20 protein-coding genes and 1 other annotated feature are annotated in these 19,213 nt (G+C 50.1%); of the genes, 1 reads left to right on the top strand and 19 read right to left on the bottom strand.

Annotated features, from left to right (window positions below):
• Positions 1-28: 28 nt before the first annotated feature.
• The 19 genes from rpoB to H8B09_RS29480 form a co-directional block, all read right to left on the bottom strand.
• Complete coding sequence (gene rpoB / locus H8B09_RS29570) at positions 29-3,577, bottom strand: DNA-directed RNA polymerase subunit beta (protein ID WP_191207173.1); 3,549 nt, start codon at positions 3,575-3,577, stop codon at positions 29-31.
• A gap of 550 nt (positions 3,578-4,127) precedes the next feature.
• Positions 4,128-4,730 (bottom strand): class I SAM-dependent methyltransferase, encoded by a 603-nt coding sequence (locus tag H8B09_RS29565; protein ID WP_191207172.1) that lies wholly within the window; start codon positions 4,728-4,730, stop codon positions 4,128-4,130.
• Positions 4,731-4,821: 91 nt separating this feature from the next.
• Complete coding sequence (gene rplL / locus H8B09_RS29560) at positions 4,822-5,184, bottom strand: 50S ribosomal protein L7/L12 (RefSeq protein WP_191207171.1); 363 nt, start codon at positions 5,182-5,184, stop codon at positions 4,822-4,824.
• A gap of 73 nt (positions 5,185-5,257) precedes the next feature.
• Positions 5,258-5,761 carry a 50S ribosomal protein L10 gene (rplJ, locus tag H8B09_RS29555; protein WP_191207170.1) on the bottom strand — a complete coding sequence of 168 codons (504 nt, stop codon included), beginning with the start codon at positions 5,759-5,761 and terminating at the stop codon, positions 5,258-5,260.
• A gap of 56 nt (positions 5,762-5,817) precedes the next feature.
• Positions 5,818-5,980: a sequence feature (ribosomal protein L10 leader region), on the bottom strand.
• Positions 5,981-5,992: 12 nt separating this feature from the next.
• Positions 5,993-6,685, bottom strand: coding sequence for a 50S ribosomal protein L1 (rplA, locus tag H8B09_RS29550; protein WP_191207169.1), 693 nt, complete (start codon positions 6,683-6,685; stop codon positions 5,993-5,995).
• A gap of 141 nt (positions 6,686-6,826) precedes the next feature.
• Positions 6,827-7,252, bottom strand: a complete 426-nt coding sequence (gene rplK, locus H8B09_RS29545; RefSeq protein WP_110046849.1) for a 50S ribosomal protein L11 — start codon at positions 7,250-7,252, stop codon at positions 6,827-6,829.
• 90 nt (positions 7,253-7,342) lie between these two features.
• Positions 7,343-7,876, bottom strand: a complete 534-nt coding sequence (nusG, locus tag H8B09_RS29540) for a transcription termination/antitermination protein NusG (RefSeq protein WP_191207168.1) — start codon at positions 7,874-7,876, stop codon at positions 7,343-7,345.
• Positions 7,877-7,899: 23 nt separating this feature from the next.
• The gene (gene secE, locus H8B09_RS29535) at positions 7,900-8,109 is read right to left on the bottom strand and encodes a preprotein translocase subunit SecE (RefSeq protein WP_191207167.1); all 210 of its coding nucleotides are present in this window, start codon (positions 8,107-8,109) and stop codon (positions 7,900-7,902) included.
• A gap of 18 nt (positions 8,110-8,127) precedes the next feature.
• Positions 8,128-8,277: a 50S ribosomal protein L33 gene (gene rpmG, locus H8B09_RS29530; protein WP_127532442.1), complete on the bottom strand. Its 150-nt coding sequence runs from the start codon at positions 8,275-8,277 to the stop codon at positions 8,128-8,130.
• 410 nt (positions 8,278-8,687) lie between these two features.
• The gene (sigH, locus tag H8B09_RS29525; protein ID WP_191207166.1) at positions 8,688-9,338 is read right to left on the bottom strand and encodes an RNA polymerase sporulation sigma factor SigH; all 651 of its coding nucleotides are present in this window, start codon (positions 9,336-9,338) and stop codon (positions 8,688-8,690) included.
• Positions 9,339-9,537: 199 nt separating this feature from the next.
• Positions 9,538-10,065, bottom strand: coding sequence for an NYN domain-containing protein (locus H8B09_RS29520; RefSeq protein WP_191207165.1), 528 nt, complete (start codon positions 10,063-10,065; stop codon positions 9,538-9,540).
• Positions 10,066-10,067: 2 nt separating this feature from the next.
• Complete coding sequence (gene rlmB, locus H8B09_RS29515; protein ID WP_191207164.1) at positions 10,068-10,904, bottom strand: 23S rRNA (guanosine(2251)-2'-O)-methyltransferase RlmB; 837 nt, start codon at positions 10,902-10,904, stop codon at positions 10,068-10,070.
• Between the two features lie 43 nt (positions 10,905-10,947).
• Positions 10,948-11,394, bottom strand: coding sequence for a Mini-ribonuclease 3 (locus H8B09_RS29510; protein WP_191207163.1), 447 nt, complete (start codon positions 11,392-11,394; stop codon positions 10,948-10,950).
• On the bottom strand, positions 11,391-12,818 hold the full coding sequence (gene cysS / locus H8B09_RS29505) for a cysteine--tRNA ligase (protein WP_191207162.1): 1,428 nt from the start codon (positions 12,816-12,818) through the stop codon (positions 11,391-11,393). The genes H8B09_RS29510 and cysS overlap by 4 nt, the downstream gene beginning before the upstream one ends.
• On the bottom strand, positions 12,815-13,504 hold the full coding sequence (gene cysE, locus H8B09_RS29500; RefSeq protein WP_191207161.1) for a serine O-acetyltransferase: 690 nt from the start codon (positions 13,502-13,504) through the stop codon (positions 12,815-12,817). The genes cysS and cysE overlap by 4 nt, the downstream gene beginning before the upstream one ends.
• Positions 13,505-14,187: 683 nt before the next feature.
• Complete coding sequence (gltX, locus tag H8B09_RS29495; protein ID WP_191207160.1) at positions 14,188-15,651, bottom strand: glutamate--tRNA ligase; 1,464 nt, start codon at positions 15,649-15,651, stop codon at positions 14,188-14,190.
• Between the two features lie 357 nt (positions 15,652-16,008).
• The gene (gene ispF / locus H8B09_RS29490) at positions 16,009-16,494 is read right to left on the bottom strand and encodes a 2-C-methyl-D-erythritol 2,4-cyclodiphosphate synthase (protein WP_191207159.1); all 486 of its coding nucleotides are present in this window, start codon (positions 16,492-16,494) and stop codon (positions 16,009-16,011) included.
• The gene (gene ispD, locus H8B09_RS29485; protein ID WP_191207158.1) at positions 16,491-17,246 is read right to left on the bottom strand and encodes a 2-C-methyl-D-erythritol 4-phosphate cytidylyltransferase; all 756 of its coding nucleotides are present in this window, start codon (positions 17,244-17,246) and stop codon (positions 16,491-16,493) included. Before ispD ends, ispF begins: the two co-directional genes overlap by 4 nt.
• Before the next feature lie 165 nt (positions 17,247-17,411).
• Positions 17,412-18,509 (bottom strand): PIN/TRAM domain-containing protein, encoded by a 1,098-nt coding sequence (locus H8B09_RS29480; RefSeq protein ID WP_191207157.1) that lies wholly within the window; start codon positions 18,507-18,509, stop codon positions 17,412-17,414.
• Between the two features lie 142 nt (positions 18,510-18,651).
• Here H8B09_RS29480 and H8B09_RS29475 point away from each other — a divergent pair, with 142 nt between their 5' ends.
• A complete protein-coding gene (locus H8B09_RS29475) occupies positions 18,652-19,038 on the top strand; it encodes a nucleoside triphosphate pyrophosphohydrolase family protein (RefSeq protein ID WP_397376109.1) in 387 nt (128 codons plus the stop codon).
• Positions 19,039-19,213 lie beyond the last annotated feature (175 nt).

Raw genomic sequence — 19,213 nt, 5'->3', positions numbered from 1 at the left:
GGAGCAACCCTCCTTCGTCAAGTATCGCTTATTCGACTCCTGCTTCCGAGCCTTCCAAGTTCAAACTGAGCTTGTCGCTCTGAGCGTCGTCTTCGTCGTCGATTTCCAGCATTTCGATTTCTTGCTCGTCCTCAGACAAAATCTTAACGTCCATACCTAAGCTTTGAAGTTCCTTAATCAATACTTTGAACGACTCAGGAACGCCTGGCTCAGGCACATTCTCGCCCTTCACGATCGATTCGTACGTCTTCACGCGACCTACGACGTCATCGGACTTGACCGTCAGGATCTCTTGCAGCGTATATGCTGCGCCATAGGCTTCGAGCGCCCATACTTCCATCTCGCCGAAGCGCTGTCCGCCGAACTGCGCTTTACCACCGAGCGGCTGCTGCGTAACGAGCGAGTAAGGACCCGTCGAACGAGCATGGATTTTATCGTCAACCATGTGCGCCAGTTTGATCATGTACATGACGCCGACCGTTACTTCACGTTCGAATTCTTCGCCCGTGCGGCCATCGTACAGTACCGTCTTACCATTGCGCTGCATGCCAGCTTCTTCCATAGCATTAAATACGTCATTCTCACGAGCACCGTCGAATACCGGCGTTGCTGCGTGAATACCAAGTCGTTTGCACGCCATACCAAGGTGAACCTCGAGTACCTGACCGATGTTCATCCGCGATGGTACGCCCAGCGGGTTCAGTACGACTTCAACAGGCGTACCGTCTGGCAAGAATGGCATGTCTTCTTCCGGCATGATGCGCGCGATAACACCTTTGTTACCGTGGCGTCCTGCCATTTTGTCACCCTCGGAAATTTTACGTTTCTGAGCGATGTACGCACGAACGAGCTGATTAACGCCAGGAGGCAGTTCATCGCCATTCTCACGCGTAAATACTTTAACGTCTACGACGATACCGTCTGTACCATGCGGTACACGAAGGCTCGTATCGCGAACTTCGCGAGCTTTCTCGCCGAAGATTGCATGCAGGAGACGTTCTTCCGCCGTCAGTTCCGTTACGCCTTTAGGCGTTACTTTACCAACAAGGATATCTCCAGCGCTGATCTCAGCACCGACACGAATAATGCCGCGCTCATCGAGGTTCTTCAGAGCTTCTTCGCCGACATTCGGAATATCGCGCGTAATTTCTTCAGGGCCAAGCTTCGTGTCACGCGCTTCGGATTCGTATTCTTCGATGTGAATCGACGTATAAACGTCTTCTTTCACTAGCTTCTCGCTTAGAAGAATAGCATCCTCGTAGTTGTAACCTTCCCATGTCATGAAGGCAACGACTACGTTGCGGCCAAGCGCCAATTCGCCTTGCTCAGTCGATGGACCGTCTGCGAGAATATCGCCTTTGCGGATCACATCGCCTTTGTTAACGATTGGACGTTGGTTAATGCACGTACCTTGGTTAGAACGCATAAACTTGTGAAGCTTATGTTTAACGAGATCGCCCGTTATTTGTTTGCCATCGAGAGTCTCGATGCGGCGGAGCCAGATCTCATTCGCAGATACACGTTCGATTACACCGTCGAACTTGGAAACGATACATACGCCCGAGTCCTTCGCCGACTTATGCTCCATACCCGTACCGACGAACGGTGCTTTCGGGATCAGAAGCGGTACCGCCTGACGCTGCATGTTAGAACCCATGAGCGCACGGTTGGAGTCATCGTTCTCGAGGAACGGAATGAGCGCTGTAGCGACCGATACTACCTGTTTAGGCGAAACGTCCATGTAGTCAACGCGTTCGCTAGGCATCGTCAGGATGTTGTCATTGCGCTGTTTGTTGTAACGAACGAGCACAGTATCATCCGCGAATTTACCTTCATCGGTCAGCTTAGCATTCGCCTGAGCAATGACGTAGTTATCTTCTTCATCGGCTGTCATGTAATCGATCTGTTCAGAAACGATCCCCGTCTTCGGATCTACCCAACGATAAGGTGCTTCAATGAAGCCATATTCGTTGATGCGGGCAAATGTCGATAACGAGTTGATCAGACCGATATTCGGACCCTCTGGCGTCTCGATTGGACACATACGACCGTAGTGGGACGGATGAACGTCACGCACTTCGAAGCCGGCGCGTTCACGCGTCAGACCGCCAGGTCCGAGAGCGGACAAACGGCGTTTGTGCGTGAGTTCTGCCAACGGGTTCGTCTGATCCATAAACTGCGAGAGCTGGGAGGAACCAAAAAATTCCTTAATCGATGCGATTACAGGGCGGATGTTAATCAGCGCCTGTGGCGTAATCGCGTTTGCATCCTGAATGGACATACGCTCGCGAACGACGCGCTCCATACGGGACAGACCGATACGGAATTGATTCTGCAGCAATTCACCTACAGAACGGAGACGACGGTTACCAAGGTGGTCGATGTCGTCCGTGCTGCCGATGCCATGCAGCAGGTTGATGAAGTAGTTAATCGACGAAATAATATCCGCCGGCGTAATATGCTTCACCGCTTTGTCGATAATGCCGTTGGAAACAACCTTCACGACCTTGCCATCTTCAACTGGCGAGAATACGTTGATCGTTTGCAGCGGAATATCATCTGCATTCAGTACACCGTTCGCAACGTGGTAAGTTTTGAAGCCGACATTGCTCTCCAGCCGCGGCAAAATCTCATCCAACAGTCGACGATCGATCAACTGGCCAGCCTCTGCGATAATTTCCCCTGTAGCAGGGTCAACAAGCGTTTCAGCAAGACGTTGATTGAACAGACGGTTCTTGATGTGCAGCTTTTTATTTATTTTGTAACGACCTACATTAGCCAGATCGTAACGCTTTGGATCAAAGAAACGAGCTACTAGCAAGCTCTTCGCATTGTCAAGCGTTGGCGGTTCGCCCGGACGGAGACGCTCGTAAATCTCGATGAGCGCTTTCTCAGTAGAGTCCGTGTTGTCTTTATCCAGCGTATTACGAATATATTCATCTTGTCCGAGCAGGTCCAAGATCTCTGCATCCGTACCGAAGCCGAGCGCACGAAGCAGAACCGTTACCGGAATCTTACGAGTCCGGTCGATCCGAACATAGATAATATCTTTCGCGTCTGTCTCAAGTTCCAGCCATGCGCCACGGTTCGGAATTACTGTCGCCGTGTAGGTACGTTTGCCATTCTTATCGACCTTCGTACTGAAGTAAACGCTTGGGGAGCGGACCAACTGGCTGACGATGACGCGTTCAGCACCGTTAATAATAAATGTGCCTGTCTCCGTCATAAGCGGAAAATCGCCCATGAAAACTTCTTGTTCTTTTACTTCGCCCGTTTCCTTATTAAGGAGACGCACTTTCACACGAAGCGGAGCTGCATACGTAACGTCGCGCTCTTTAGACTCATCGACCGAGTACTTCGGCTCGCCAAGACTATAGTCGATAAATTCGAGTGACAGATTGCCCGTAAAGTCCTGAATCGGCGAAATGTCCTGGAACAACTCGAGTAAATCAGCATCCAGAAACTTCTCGTACGACTTTTGTTGGATTTCAATCAGGTTCGGGACTTCGAGCACTTCGTTAATGCGCGCGTAACTCCTCCGCGTGCGTCGACCCAACTGAACAAGTTGTCCTGCCAACTTAACCTCACCCCTCATGTCTGCTTCACAGCTTACGTATCGAAAAACAACAAAAACTTCCAAGACAGATCGTAATTTTACGCTTGATCTCTGTCCAACAATGGAAGTTTTCAGCCCATCAAGCGAAGCCGTGTTTACGTCCAATGCAAACGCAGCTTCGCCTGATGGAATTGAATCTTTGTGAAAAACAACTCCTAAATGAACCTTGGTTCAGGTTCAGGCGGTGCTTTTCCTTGCGAGATAAGAATGCGGTCATCTCAGCTCGATCGCTTCCTTATCTCGTAAAGAAAAGGCCGATCTCGAAATTCATTCGAAGAACGAGCAACCAACCGGAGCATGATGAATCAAAGCGCGCATAGTGGCTCATACAATGTAATTTTGCCCAAAACGTAAACATTATACGTCATTCACTGATTTTCTATGCATGAAACGCCTCGAATTTTGTTCTTGACATTTTAGCTAACTAAAGAGAATTAGCCCAGTCTAATACTGACATTTTATAATACTATCACATTCGAGAAGTCAAGTCAACAAATAGTTACGCATTTACCTAACTTTCACGCACAGCTCTGAAAATACGGTAACCCTTGTCTTTCGTCACTTCTTCTACGTTACCAAACAACTCTTCCAACTTCGCTTCAGCTGAAGGAGCCCCTTGCTTCTTCTGAATGACGACCCACATCGAGCCGCCAGGTTGTAGCAAATGGTAACCTTCTTCGAAAATACGATGAACGACAGCTTTACCTGCACGAATAGGCGGGTTGGTCACTATCGCGTTGAAACGCTTGTCTCGTACCGCTTCATAGATGTCGCTCTGCAATATCGTTACATTATGAATACCATTGAGCTTAGCATTCTCTCTCGCAAGTTCAACTGCACGCTCATTGATATCTATCATCGTTACATGACCCTGATCAACCAGCCGAGCTGCTGTTATTCCGATTGGACCGTAACCACAGCCAACATCCAGAACCTGATCCTGCTTATTAAGCTCAAGCGCATCGATCAATACACGGCTGCCATAATCAATTCCCGTCTTGGAGAATACACCAGCATCCGTCACATAGTTGAATCGATATCCGCGCAGCTCATCTTGATGCGTTCTGCGATCATGCTCTACGCCTGGCGTTCTCGTATAATAATGATCAGCCATAGATTCCTCCCTGATGGCAGTACGGTTGTAAATAGGAACGAACCCCTTGAAGCCCGGAAGCCTCAAGGGGTTCGCCATCTCTTAAGCGAGATTATTTAACTTCAACAGCTGCGCCTGCTTCTTCAAGCTTAGCTTTGATTGCTTCAGCTTCCTCTTTGGAAACTTTTTCTTTCAGAGCTTTAGGAGCGTTGTCTACTACTTCTTTAGCTTCTTTCAGGCCAAGACCTGTCAGTTCGCGAACAACTTTGATAACGTTGATTTTCGATGCGCCTGCGCTCGTCAGGATTACGTCGAACTCAGTTTGCTCAGCAGCTTCAGCAGCGCCGCCGCCAGCTACTACTGCAACTGGAGCTGCAGCTGTAACACCGAATTCTTCTTCAATTGCTTTTACCAGATCGTTCAGTTCGAGAACCGTCATTGCCTTGATGGCTTCCAAGATTTGCTCTTTAGACATGGTTAAACCTCCATAAAATGTTATAATTTTTTAGTTGTGTTGCTAAACAGCTGGCATTAACCAGCTAGTCGTATTAAGCTTGTGCTTCTTGTTTCTCCGAAACGGCTTTGACTGCCAGTGCAAAGTTGCGAACTGGAGCTTGGAGCACGCTGAGGAGCATCGACAGCAAACCTTCGCGGGATGGCAGGTCTGCCAGCGCTTTGATTTGGTCAACGTCTACAACACGGCCTTCAACAACGCCGCCTTTTACTTGCAGCGCGTCGTTCTTCTTAGCGAAAGTGCTAAGAATCTTGGCTGGAGCAACGATGTCGTCGCCGCCAAACGCGATTGCCGTAGGACCCGTCAGAACTGCGTCGAGTTCGGACAGTTCTGCGGAAGCCGTTGCGCGGCGAACGAGCGAGTTCTTCAATACTTGGAACTCGATGCCTGCCTCACGCAGCTGCTTACGGAGTTCCGTAACCTGAGCAACGTTCAATCCACGGTAGTCCGCTACTACAGTGGAAGAGCTGTTGCGAAGTTTCGCTGCAATCTCTTCAACTGCCAGTTGTTTCTCCTGGATGATTTTTGCATTTGCCATACTGTACACCTCCTGTTAGATTGTTGCACATTCCGTCACTTGCGTTTCCCCGCCCGTGATGCATGAGAAAGGCCTTCGCATAGACAATGCGAAGGCCATGATGGTCTGATCGATTCAACATTCCAATGAATGCGAAGCTCAAACACTGTATCATAACACCTCGGTAGGAAATTAAGCCTCATGGGCACCTACTGTCTACGGTATGCGTATTCGAAGTTTAGTGCAAATCTCTTAGCGGTACGAAGCCACGTTAACGCGAGCGCCAGGGCCCATCGTCGAAGAGATTGCAATGTTTTTCAGGTACACGCCTTTAGCCGATGCTGGTTTAGCACGGTTCAGCGCATCGATCAACGTTTTGAGGTTCTCTGCGAGTTTCTCAGCGTCGAACGATACTTTGCCGATCGGTGCAAGGATTTGACCTGCACGATCAAGACGGTACTCGATTTTACCAGCCTTAATCTCAGCTACGGCTTTGGAAACGTCAAACGTTACCGTACCGGCTTTCGGGTTAGGCATGAGGCCTTTACCGCCGAGAATACGACCGAGTTTACCGACTTCAGCCATCATGTCCGGCGTAGCTACGCAGACATCGAAGTCGAACCAACCTTGTTGGATTTTGTTGATCATGTCGGAATCACCAACATAATCTGCGCCGGCAGCTTCAGCTTCCTTCGCTTTTTCGCCTTTAGCGAATACCAGAACGCGCTTCGTTTTACCCGTACCGTTAGGCAGGACAACTACGCCACGAACTGCTTGGTCTTGTTTACGCGGGTCAACACCCAGACGTACCGCAACCTCAACCGTCTCGTCGAATTTTGCCGTAGCAGCCTTCTTCACGAGCTCGATTGCTTCAAGAGATTCATAAGTTGCTTCGCTGTCGATCAGCTTAGCAGCTTCAACGTATTTCTTACCGTGTTTAGCCATTGTGAGTACCCTCCTTGTGTGGTAGTAGCGGAATATCCTCCTTGCGGATGATCCTCCCACTTTCACGCCGACAGCCGATGCCGTCGAACGCCGTCATGCCTTATTAAGGTATGACGCGAGCTGTTGCATGCAACAGTCGGATTAGTCTTCGATAACAACACCCATGCTGCGTGCTGTACCTTCAACCATGCGCATTGCCGCTTCAACGGACGCTGCGTTAAGGTCTTGCATCTTTTGCTCAGCGATTTCACGCACTTTCGCACGTTTAACCGTTGCGACTTTCTTCTTGTTCGGTTCGCCGGATCCTTTAGGGATACCCGCAGCAACGCGAAGCAATACTGCAGCCGGTGGCGTCTTCGTTTCGAACGTGAACGAACGGTCTTCGAATACGCTGATAACGACTGGAATGATCAGGCCCGCTTGGTCAGCCGTACGAGCATTGAATTCTTTACAGAACGCCATGATGTTTACGCCTGCTTGACCGAGGGCTGGACCGATCGGCGGAGCCGGATTCGCTTTACCTGCTGGCACTTGCAGTTTTACCATCTTGATGACTTTCTTTGCCATGCTAAACACCTCCTTAAAAACGTAATGCCCATTAACTCGGAGCTAAGCTCCGTCTCGCCGGAGGCGCCGACGATTCAAGAAACCAGATTATTATATCTTCTCCACTTGAGTAAAATCAAGCTCCAGCGGGGTTTCTCTGCCAAACATGTTTACTCTGACCTTCACTTTGCTCTTATCCAACAAGATCTCTTCGATCGTGCCGACAAAGCCAGCAAAAGGTCCCACCTTGACATTAACAGTTTCCTTCAGCTCGAATTCGATCTTCGGCTTCGGCTCATCAATGCCCATGTGTTTCAGAATCTGATCCACTTCTTCAGGCAACAATGGAGTCGGTTTAGAGCCGGATCCCGTCGAACCTACAAATCCCGTTACACCAGGTGTGTTGCGAACAACATACCATGAATCATCCGTTTGAACCATCTCGACGAGGACGTATCCGGGGTAAACTTTACGCATGACAGTTTTCTTCTTACCGTCTTTGTTCACCACTTCTTCTTCCATCGGCACGAGCACACGGAAAATTTTGTCTTCCATGCCCATCGATTCTACGCGGCGTTCCAGGTTAGCCTTCACCTTGTTCTCATACCCTGAGTAGGTATGGACCACATACCATCGTTTTTCCATAACCATCCACCTTCGGACTCTTCTTAAACAATCAGTTCGATCAGTTCAGAGATCCCGATGTCTAGAACCCAAAAGTAGATCGTCACGAGCACGATCGTAACAAGAACGACAATCGTATAGCTTGTCAATTCTTTACGGCTCGGCCATCTTACTTTCTTCAGTTCTGCCCAACTGTCTGCGAAGAAACTGAACGTCGTTCCGAAGCCTTGCTTCATCTTAGCCAAAAAAGCCACGTTCACACCTCCAATAGACTATCTCGTCTCGCGATGAGGAGTATGCTCGTTACAGAACTTGCAAAACTTCTTCATCTCGATGCGGTCGGGGTGGTTGCGCTTGTTCTTGTTGGTTGCATAGTTTCTTTGTTTGCAGTTCGTACAAGCCAACGTAATGATTACCCGCATTGAAGTACACCTCCTGCGACGTACTTGGTGTTGCTCTAATATGTTGAATCATGATTGATTCCTGAGCCAATAGGTGAAAATTGCAATTTTAGACCTACCCAAACAGATTATCATATCGCAATTTTCGTGTCAATGCCGATATATTCAACAATATATTTGGCTGCAAGAGCGAGAAACGCGCGCCAACGCTGGGTTTCGCACAAACGACAGGGCATCGGGGACCCTTCCGAGCATTATGGCCAATTTCCGGCAAATTAGACATACTGGTGCATATACGGAACATCTATCATCTTCTGCACCCTAATGATTCGCTCTTCAAGCCTCTCCAACTAGCATGCCGGAATATGTTCTATTCTAGCAAAATAAAAAGACTCGCAGCGCGAGTCTTCGTCAAATAATCGATATTAAAGTTAGCCGCCAATGTCACGAACTTCCAAGTAGCGTTCAAGCTTGCGCTTAACCCGCTGCAGCGCATTGTCGATCGATTTCACATGCCGATCCAAGTCGACAGCGATCTCTTGATACGACCGGCCATCCAAATAGAGCATGAGCACCTTGCGTTCAAGATCGCTCAATATCTCCGACATCTTATCTTCTAATCCAACGAACTCTTCTTGATTAATGATCAACTCTTCTGGATCGGATACGCGAGTCCCGCATATTACATCCAGTAAAGTACGATCAGAATCCTCGTCGTAGATCGGCTTATCCAGCGATACGTACGAATTGAGCGGAATATGCTTCTGACGGGTTGCTGTCTTAATCGCCGTAATGATCTGCCGTGTTATGCATAACTCAGCAAATGCCTTAAACGAAGACAGCTTGTCTCCTTTGAAATCACGAATCGACTTATACAAGCCGATCATACCTTCTTGAACAATGTCTTCTCGGTCAGCGCCGATTAGAAAGTAGGATCGAGCTTTGGCGCGAACGAAATTGCGGTACTTGTTAATCAAATACTCCAACGCTTCGCTATCGCCTTCGCGGACCGCCTCTACGATATCTTCGTCCGTTCTGCAGTCATATCCGTCCGTACTCGTTTCTCTGAGGTCGATGCTCACGAACTATCCCTCCGGCCTGCAAGGCGTGCACTGCTCGACTCGCACTCTATCAAGCATAGCAACAGTATACATTATGTAACTTCTAACCGTCAACCAATCCGAGCGGAGTTAGATGCTTACAATCTAGTAGATTTGTAAGTTTTTGGCCTAAATATGTTAGGTTGATGTTAGATCCATGTAACAACTAGTGACATACGCCTTACATTTTACCCCGACGCCATTGTTCAAGTTGCGCCCGCACATCCAGCGGCAGCGTTCCGTCTACCGTATTCCGCTTGCGCGGGCGTTCTTCAGACTCGCGAATAGTCGCCTGAATAAGCTTTCGTTTCTGTTCAACATCGACCAAAAGCTCTCTTGCCGATACTCGCAAAGCCCCTTTGCCGAAAGCCACGTGCTGTTCGGTCAGATCAGACGTTGCAACATAGATATCACGCCCGCGCACTGTCAGTTCTGCAACGAGCCTTTCGATGCACTCATCGGCTGTTTCTTTCTCTTTGGTATAGACAACCTGAAGGCTATGTTGCTTAAACTTGGCACCATGTCCAGGTACCTGATGCGCGTCGAAAATGACGTACACCATCATTCCCGTGAACCCTTGATAGTCGGCCAGCAAATCCAGGAGCGCGTCCCGGGCATCTTCCAATTCCTCATCGCGAAGCCGCTGCAGTGACGGCCATGCGCCGATGACGTTGTAGCCGTCGACCAAAAGCACATCCTTGCGGTTCATTGCTAGCTGCCTCTGCGCTGGCGCAGCACTTCATACATCAAGACTCCTGCAGCTACTGATGCATTGAGCGAATTCAGCTTACCAGCCATCGGCAGCTTAACGAGAAAATCGCATTTCTCCCGAATCAGTCGTCCCATTCCTTTGCCTTCATTGCCTATAACGATTGCGATTGGCATATCGAACTTAGTCCGATAAACATCCTGCTCAGCAGATACGTCCGTTCCCGCAACCCATACGCCCTGCTCTTTCAACGATTCGATCGTCTGAGCAAGATTCGTCACCCGCGCTACTGGCACATATTCTGCAGCACCCGCCGACGTCTTGGATACGGTAGCCGTAAGGCTTGCCGAGCGGCGCTTAGGAATAATAACACCATGAACTCCCGTACATTCTGCTGTACGCAAAATAGAACCGAGGTTGTGCGGATCTTCGATCTCATCCAGCAGGATCAAGAACGGTGTCTCACCTTTTGCCTTCGCCGCCTCCAGCAGCTCGTCCACCTCGTAGTAACGATAAGGGGCAACCTGTGCAATTACGCCCTGGTGCGCAACCTCTCCTGCCAATGCATCAAGCTTGCGCTTATCCGCGAACTGCACGATAACGCCTTGCTGCTTCGCTTCGGCAATAATCGGTGCCGTCAGATGCTTCTGCGCACCTTCCGCGACCCAGATTTTATTGATTTCTCTGCCAGAGCGCAGCGCTTCGAGAACAGGGTGTTTGCCCGCTACAATCTCTTCGCTTCCTGCCTGCTCCTCGTCATGAATCCGCTCCGCTGTGCGCACCTGTTCATTCGAACGCTCGCGTCGGCGTTCTTGTTTATGTGGATACCGCTGTTTCATGCTTCTTCTCTCCAAACATCAGGATCTTTGAATGTGACATCCGCTAGTTCTTCGTTGCTTCATCATCCAAGGCAACGGCCAACAACTCCCGGATGCGTTCACCGCGGCGCTCGTAGAATAAGTAGCCGAACAGCGTTTCCAGTGCCGTCGCATGCCGATAATCGGCAGGGTCCGCATTCTTCGGCGGTTTGCCCGACTTGGCATTGCGCCCTCTTCGTACAATGTCTGCCTCTTCCTCGGTCAACAGCGGCGCCAGTCTCTCCAGCGTCACGTGCTGTGCCTTCGCAGATACCCGCTTCGTCGCTTCACGATGCAGATCATGCGATTGATGATTCGGCTTCGAAATCAAATATTGACGGATGAGCAATTCATATACGGCATCACCCGCATAAGCCAGAACGACCGGGTTCATGAGCCTTGCCGGTTTGGAGGGCTCATGAACGAGCAGGTCGAGCGACTCTGCTGCGAAATTGTTGTCATTTTCAATCATTTGCGCCGCCACTTAATGCCCTGAGGCGTATCTTCCAATACGATATTTTCTGCCGCGAGCAGGTCACGAATCTCATCGGCACGCGCCCAGTTTTTCGCCTTGCGCGCTTCGGTCCGTTCAACGATAAGGTTCTCAATCTGCTCATCCAGCAGTTCATCCGCTGCATCCGCTTGCGGCAGGAGACCCAGCGTCTTATCGAATTGCTCAATAAGCGCAAGCAGTGCACCGAGCTCGCTTGCTGTTACATCCTGCCGCTGCATCGTGTTGTTCGCTTCGGATACGAGCTCGAACAGCGCAGTAATGGCATCCGGCGTATTGAAGTCGTCGTTCATCTTTGCTTCGAACTGCGCTTGAATAGCAGCGAGACGAGCATCAAGCTCCGCGTTGCCAGAGGAAGCGCCCGCTTCGAATACGTCTGTTGACGCAAGCGATGATAGACGATATTGCAGGTTGCCTGCACAGTTCGCAATGCGTTCGATGCTTTTCTCTGCCTGCAAGATCGTATCGTCGCTGAAATTCAGCGGGCTGCGATAATGCGTCGCAAGCATAAAGTAGCGAATCGCGCTCGCTTTCGTACGTTTGAGCAGTTCACGTACCGTAATGCCGTTGCCGAGCGATTTGGACATTTTCTCATTGTTAATATGAATGTATCCGTTGTGCATCCAGTAGCGGGCGAGCGGCTTGCCCGTCAACGATTCCGACTGCGCCACCTCGCACTCATGGTGCGGGAACTGCAGGTCATGGCCACCGCCGTGAATGTCGAGCGTATCGCCCAAGTACTCGCGCGCCATCGCGGAGCATTCGATGTGCCAGCCCGGACGTCCGTCGCCCCATGGGCTAGCCCAATAGATCTCGCCTGGTTTGGCAGCTTTCCACAACACGAAGTCCTGCGCATGTTCTTTGCGCTCATCGACTTCAATTCGGATGCCATGCTGCAGCTCTTCCGTGTTCTGATGCGACAGCTTGCCGTATTCCTCGAACTTGTTCGTACGGAAATAAACGTCTCCGCCGCTTTCGTATGCGAACCCTTTGTCGACCAAGCCAGCAATGAAATCGACGATAAGCGGAATATGGTCCGTTACACGCGGATTGCGGGTAGCTTTATGGACGCCAAGCGCTTCAATATCTTCATTAAAAGCTGCAATAAACGTATCCGCCACTTCCGGCACCGTCGTTCCAAGCTGTTCCGCTTTGCGGATGAGCTTATCATCAACGTCCGTGAAATTGACGATGTACGAGACATCCTGTCCCGTGCTCTCTAGATAGCGTCTCACAACGTCAAAGAAGATAACCGGACGCGCGTTGCCAATATGAATGTAGTCGTATACAGTCGGACCGCATACATACATCTTCACCTTACCCGGCTCCTGCGGCACGAACGGTTCTTGTGCACGCGTCAGCGTATTGTATATCGAAACTGTCATTTTACGGATTCTCCTTCGAGTACGGGCTCCTTCTCCTGCGACTTTCCCGCTTGCGCCCTTAGATCTTGTACTTCATGTTTCAAATCATGGATTTCCTTCTGCATCTTACGCAGCATCTCGACAACCGGATCCGGAAGCTTCGTGTGGTCAAGTCGATCGCCGACCCGCTCGCCGTTACGTTTCACGATACGACCTGGAATACCAACAACGGTGCTGTTCTCCGGCACTGGGCTCAGCACAACCGAGTTGGCCCCGATATTCGAATTATCGCCAACTGTGAACGATCCAAGTACCTTCGCGCCAGACGCAATAACAACATTGTTGCCGATCGTCGGATGCCGCTTGCCTTTTTCTTTACCGGTACCGCCAAGCGTCACGCCTTGATAAATGACAACATCGTCGCCGATCTCGCATGTTTCGCCAATTACGACGCCCATTCCGTGGTCGATAAAGAGTCGATTGCCGATTCTTGCTCCCGGGTGAATCTCAATTCCGGTCATAAAGCGGCTGAACTGCGAGATTCCTCGTGCGATCGCGAACCAGCCCCTTGTATAAAACCCATGTGCAATCCGATGCGCCCATATCGCGTGCAAGCCCGAATAGGTGATTATAACCTCAAGCTTGCTTCTCGCTGCCGGGTCGTTATCGAACACGGCCTGTATATCCGATCGTATATGTCTAAGCATCTCGACTCCCCCTCTCCCATTCCCCGCCTGCCAACACACGCCACTTCATAAGGTGCATCTATGCAAAAACTGTTCCTAACCGCCCAACAAATTCATCCAACGTACGGAATAGGCGTTAGCTCATACCGAAAGCTTATTAAATCCGACAGCGTGCATTTATGCAAAAAAGCCTCTGTAGTCCATAAGGACTACAGAGGCGTATTAATCGCGGTTCCACTCTGTCTGAACGGTACACCTCGCCTGCATGGGCGGGGCATGAATCTTACCGTTGCTCTCAGCTGCCCAATAACGGTGGCATTCCCGTTGCCGCCTACCCCGTCAGCTTACTTCTATGCAGACGGATCGGAGCAAGGCTCCCAGGTGCAACAGCATCGCTGCGGGAATAGACAACTTACAGCCCACATGCCGTACGAATTCCGCGGTTGAGGCGGATTCGGCATGACGGTTGTCCTCTCTGCGAATCCCGTATTAGCGTACTACTCCTGTTCAAAGCCTGTCATTCTAATAGAGTTTGTTCAAAAGGGTTCTCGCAATCTTCTCGGTGCTGAAAACCCGACATTTTGAACTCGCACTAATATGCAATTGTTCTCGTTACGTTCAGTATAACGAATCGTTACCAAAGTGACAAGGGAAGCCGTAACGGAACAGCGCCCATTCCGGCCCCGGTTGTCTACTTTATTGGATTAGCGGCCAAGACGAAGCTTCAGTCGGTCAACAACCTTCTGTTTGCCCAGTAGCGCAATCGTCTGGTTCAAGTCTGGACCATGCGTCTGACCTGTAAGTGCCGCGCGAATAGGCATGAAGAGCGATTTTCCTTTGCAGCCTGTCTCCTGCTGTACAGCTTTGATCAGAGCTTTCTGATCATCGGCAGTGAATGATTCCGAACCTTCCACTTGAGCAAGGTAAGCACTCAGAACAGCCGGAACCGTTTCTTCAGCCAGCACTTCAGTCGCTTCGCTCTCATCCTCCACATTATCGCGGAAGAACAACTCGGTCAGCGGAACGATTTCGGAAGCGGAGCGCAGTTTATCCTGATACAGCGTCACGAGATCCGTTACCCATGCGAACGACTCAGCCGTCGTCGGTTCTGCTACGCGGCCTGCTGCCTGCAGGTGCGGCAAGCACATCGCAACGATACGTTCCGGATCTGTCTTCTTAATATACTCATTGTTCATCCAAGCGAGCTTGTTCGTATCGAACACAGCCGGGCTCTTGCTTAGACGCGAAGCATTGAAGACGTTAACAAGCTCTTCGCGGGAATAGATTTCTTGCTCACCCTCTGGCGACCAACCAAGCAGCGCAATGAAGTTGAACATCGCTTCCGGCAAGTAGCCGAGCGAATCGTATTGCTCGATGAACTGAATGATCGACTCGTCGCGTTTGCTGAGCTTTTTGCGAGTTTCGTTCACGATCAGCGTCATATGGCCGAATTGCGGCGGCGTCCATCCGAAAGCTTCATATATCATTAGCTGGCGAGGCGTGTTGGAGATATGGTCCTCACCGCGCAAAACATGTGAAATACGCATGAGATAGTCATCAAGAACAACCGCGAAGTTGTACGTCGGAATGCCGTCTTTCTTCACGATGACGAAATCGCCCATTCCTTCGCTGTCGAAGCTGATCTCGCCTTTGACCATATCGTTGAACGTATAAGTCTTGCCTTCCGTTACACGGAACCGAATGCTTGGCACGCGGCCTTCCGCCTCGAACGCTTGACGCTGTTCTTCTGTCAGGTCGCGATGGCGGCCGGAATAGCGCGGCGTCTCGCCACGGGCGATTTGCTCCTCGCGCTCTGCTTCGAGCTCTTCTTCCGTGCAATAGCAGCGATAAGCTAGACCACGCTTGATCAGGTCCTGCCAATACTCCTCATAAATTGCCAGACGCTCCGTCTGACGATAAGGGCCGTAGCCGCCGCCGATATCGACGCTCTCGTCCCAATCCATGCCGAGCCAACGCAAATATTTAAGCTGACTTTCTTCGCCGCCCGTTACATTGCGCTTTACGTCCGTATCTTCGATTCGAATAATGAATTGTCCGCCGAGACTGCGCGCGTATAAATAATTGAACAAGGCCGTTCTTGCATTACCGATATGTAGATGTCCTGTAGGCGATGGCGCATACCGAACGCGAATTTGCTGCTGTGACATGCCTTTATCCTCCTCTATTTCATTGCCGGCCGTGCAGCGCCGGCAGCTTGCGAAATTCTATAAATGAGTGTTCAAAAAGTTGGGTTTTCAGCACCGAGAAGATTGCGAGAACCTGAAAAGCGTATGCTTACGAAGCTGTTATTTGCTCGCAGGTGTAGCTTGAAGTATCGCAAATAACTTCAGGAAGAACGGAGTGTAGGCAATACCTACATGATACAAGGTTTCCAGCGGAAACCTACAGCGGAAGCATGACCTCCGGACTTCGAAGGTTAACGCAAGCTTCGACGCCGAATAGGCTTCCTGTCTCACTTCGTGATCAAAAGACGACTTTTTGAACTACCTCTATAATGCCTAAGATTATAGCGCATCCTTCACGAGGCATACAACTGTCTGCGCCGCGATTCCTTCTCCTCTGCCCGGAAAACCAAGTTTCTCCGTCGTTGTCGCTTTTACATTAACCTGCAACAGGTCATCTGCCTCAAGTACACGGGCAATTACTTCTACCATCTGAGGAATGTAAGGCAGCATCTTCGGACGTTGTGCAATGATCGTATTATCAATATTGCCGAGCTTATAGCCCCGCTCCTTCGCGAGCGCCCATACATGCTCCAGCAGCTTAACGCTGTCCGCCCCTTCATAGGCAGGATCCGTGTCTGGAAAATGCTTGCCGATATCGCCAAGTCCAAGCGCGCCAAGCACTGCATCTGCTACCGAGTGAAGCAATACGTCTGCATCCGAATGGCCAAGAAGGCCTTTCTCATATGGAATCGTTACGCCGCCAATAATGCATGGACGACCTTCCACGAGTTGGTGAACGTCAAATCCTTGTCCTACACGAATCATTGCGAAACTTCCCCCTTGAGTTCTATCCTTATTTTGTCGCTGACCTGGACACTCTCCCGCATCCCCAGCAAAAATTCGGCATACGGCAAATCGTCCGGCGTCGTAATCTTGATGTTCGTATATTCGCCCTCTGCTACGACAACCGGAACATTCAACCGCTCCACAACCATTGCGTCATCTGTACCTAAGAAGCGATCCGCTTCCGCTGTTTCATGGGCTCTAGTGAGCAAATCACGACGAAAAGCTTGCGGCGTCTGAATCGCCCACAAGCTTCGGCGGTCAGGCGTCGCTACGATGACGCCTGAATCGTTCACCTGTTTAATCGTATCTTTCACAGGCACAGCGATAACCGCTGCCCCCTGATCTTCACCTTTCATCGCTGCTGTGCAGCAAGCCCGAACCGCTTGTTGTGTAACGAGCGGTCTTACGCCGTCATGAACCATAACCCATTGCAGATGCGATGGCAGTGCCTTCAAGCCAAGATGCACCGAGTGCTGGCGCTCGGAGCCGCCTTGAACAATTGCAGTCACTTTCGTAAGCCCGTATTGGGCCACCCATTCCTTGCATCTGCCAATATCGGCTTGTCCTACAACCAGCGCAATTGCAGCTGTCTCATCCATGGATTGGAACAGCTCAAGCGTATGAACGAGAATCGGCTTATCCCGCAAGGTTAAATATTGCTTGCTCTCCGCCGTTCTCATCCGCGTGCCTTTGCCCGCCGCCACGATGACGACGCCCCATTGTGCGTTCATGATAATCGCTACCCGCCTCGCCGTATAATCCATAAAGGTTTATTACCTATAGAGGTCGTTCAAAAAGTCCACTTTTGATCACGAAGCATCTCAAGAAGTATATTCGGCATCGAATCTTGGATTGTACTTTTTGAACCCGAACTATATAAGTATCATCATACCGCGTTATTGCGCTTTTTCCAACAATTTCGGTTTTGCGAATATCATTCTGCCCGCTGAAGTCTGCAGAACACTCGTCACGAGCACCTCCATCGTCGTTCCAATATATTCGCGTCCACCTTCAACGACGATCATCGTGCCGTCATCCAGATAAGCGACGCCTTGTCCATGCTCCTTGCCATCCTTGATCACTTGAACGACGATTTCTTCTCCTGGCAGCACGACTGGCTTCACGGCGTTTGCAAGATCATTAATGTTGAGAACAGACACCCCTTGCAGCTCGCACACCTTATTCAAGTTGAAGTCGTTCGTGACAACCTTGCCGCCCAACGCCTTCGCAAGCTTCACGAGTTTGCTGTCTACTTCACCGATCTCTTCGAAGTCTCCCTCGTAGATCAGCACCCGAACATCAAGCTCTTTCTGGATTTTGTTCAAAATATCAAGCCCCCGCCGTCCGCGGTTGCGTTTGAGCAAATCCGAAGAGTCTGCGATATGCTGTAATTCTTCCAGCACAAATTCCGGAATGACGAGCGTTCCTTCGATAAATCCGGTTTTGCAAATGTCAGCGATACGGCCGTCGATAATGACGCTCGTATCTAATATTTTATGTTCCTCATACTTGCTCTTGCCATCATCCTCTGGCTGAACACTGCGGCGCTGAAGAAGCGCGGACAGCCCTGCGGACAGCTCTTCTTTCTTACCCAGACCTAACTGCAGCCCCATATAACCAAGCAGCAACGTCAGTATAACGGGAACAAGAAGACCGATACCATTAATCTTAGCAACTGCAGGATACAGAAGTGCTGCGAATACCAACCCCGCGAACACGCCAACTGCACCCGCCATCAGATCAGCAGCAGGAATGCTGGTGAGCCGTTCAGAGCCTTGTTTCACCTTGCGCATAATTGGTGTTGCTAATGTAGTAGCTGCTGCGAAACCACAAAATGCTCCTAATGCAATATACAAGTAATTCATACTAGACCCGCCGCTTTGCGGCATAGTCCCCAGCATGGACAAAGAAAGATCGCCGCCCATCCAAGCGTGCCACTGACTTCCGATCGATCCGCCCAGCCAAATGCCGATGATTTGAATAATTCGTTTCATGGCTTTATCCACCTCCATTATTCATTATGGTCAGCGCATTCGCCCATTAATCGCCGACTCATCCAATTTCTTTTGAAATGCCATTGTCAGAAGATTATAATAGACCTATGTGTTATGCCGAATCCGAGAGAGGTGGATGCAAGTGACATTGGATCAATTCCAGCAACAGGTTTCTGAACTGCTTCTACGACATCGCAGTCTGCTCGACGTCCTGTCCAAATACGGTCAAACGAGCTCAGCTGTAAATCGCGCCGTCGCCAAGGCTGTAACGGAATGCGGCTGCATTGAATTAAATGCGAAGAAGCAAGCGTTTAGCGTCGATACCGATCTGACAGCTGCACAATCTGTGCTGGAGAATCACATGAACGGCCAGCTATGCGAACAGTGCAGCGATGTACTGCGAGCCGAGCTTGGACGCAATCTGTTCTACATGTCCGCTCTTTGCAATCTGCTTGACATTAATCTGGAAGAAGTCGTCGCTCGCGAGTCTGACAAATGCTCGACACTTGGTCTGTTTAACATGAGATAGCGATCATCATACACTTTCGCGCATGCGAAATAGCCCGAGGCAGATGAAGCTTCGGGCTTTTTTACACGTAACCATCTATTCTTATGAGAATCTTCCGGAGGTTTAGAGACTAGCTCTATCGGTCATACTCTATCCTGCACCGCCACTAATCAATTACCAATAGGAGATGTTACAT

Origin of the sequence: Paenibacillus terricola, from assembly GCF_014779765.1 — a bacterium.
Classification (GTDB): Bacteria; Bacillota; Bacilli; order Paenibacillales; family Paenibacillaceae; genus Paenibacillus_T; species Paenibacillus_T terricola.
This window is presented reverse-complemented; position numbering and strand designations above follow the sequence as displayed.

Coding starts and splice junctions, on each gene's coding strand:
- H8B09_RS29565 (WP_191207172.1), bottom strand. CDS start 4,730: ATGGCTGATCATTATTATACGAGAACGCCAGGCGTAGAGCATGATCGC.
- rplL (WP_191207171.1), bottom strand. CDS start 5,184: ATGTCTAAAGAGCAAATCTTGGAAGCCATCAAGGCAATGACGGTTCTC.
- rplJ (WP_191207170.1), bottom strand. CDS start 5,761: ATGGCAAATGCAAAAATCATCCAGGAGAAACAACTGGCAGTTGAAGAG.
- rplA (WP_191207169.1), bottom strand. CDS start 6,685: ATGGCTAAACACGGTAAGAAATACGTTGAAGCTGCTAAGCTGATCGAC.
- rplK (WP_110046849.1), bottom strand. CDS start 7,252: ATGGCAAAGAAAGTCATCAAGATGGTAAAACTGCAAGTGCCAGCAGGT.
- nusG (WP_191207168.1), bottom strand. CDS start 7,876: ATGGAAAAACGATGGTATGTGGTCCATACCTACTCAGGGTATGAGAAC.
- rpmG (WP_127532442.1), bottom strand. CDS start 8,277: ATGCGGGTAATCATTACGTTGGCTTGTACGAACTGCAAACAAAGAAAC.
- H8B09_RS29520 (WP_191207165.1), bottom strand. CDS start 10,065: ATGAACCGCAAGGATGTGCTTTTGGTCGACGGCTACAACGTCATCGGC.
- rlmB (WP_191207164.1), bottom strand. CDS start 10,904: ATGAAACAGCGGTATCCACATAAACAAGAACGCCGACGCGAGCGTTCG.
- H8B09_RS29510 (WP_191207163.1), bottom strand. CDS start 11,394: ATGATTGAAAATGACAACAATTTCGCAGCAGAGTCGCTCGACCTGCTC.
- cysS (WP_191207162.1), bottom strand. CDS start 12,818: ATGACAGTTTCGATATACAATACGCTGACGCGTGCACAAGAACCGTTC.
- cysE (WP_191207161.1), bottom strand. CDS start 13,504: ATGCTTAGACATATACGATCGGATATACAGGCCGTGTTCGATAACGAC.
- gltX (WP_191207160.1), bottom strand. CDS start 15,651: ATGTCACAGCAGCAAATTCGCGTTCGGTATGCGCCATCGCCTACAGGA.
- ispF (WP_191207159.1), bottom strand. CDS start 16,494: ATGATTCGTGTAGGACAAGGATTTGACGTTCACCAACTCGTGGAAGGT.
- ispD (WP_191207158.1), bottom strand. CDS start 17,246: ATGAACGCACAATGGGGCGTCGTCATCGTGGCGGCGGGCAAAGGCACG.
- H8B09_RS29480 (WP_191207157.1), bottom strand. CDS start 18,509: ATGAAACGAATTATTCAAATCATCGGCATTTGGCTGGGCGGATCGATC.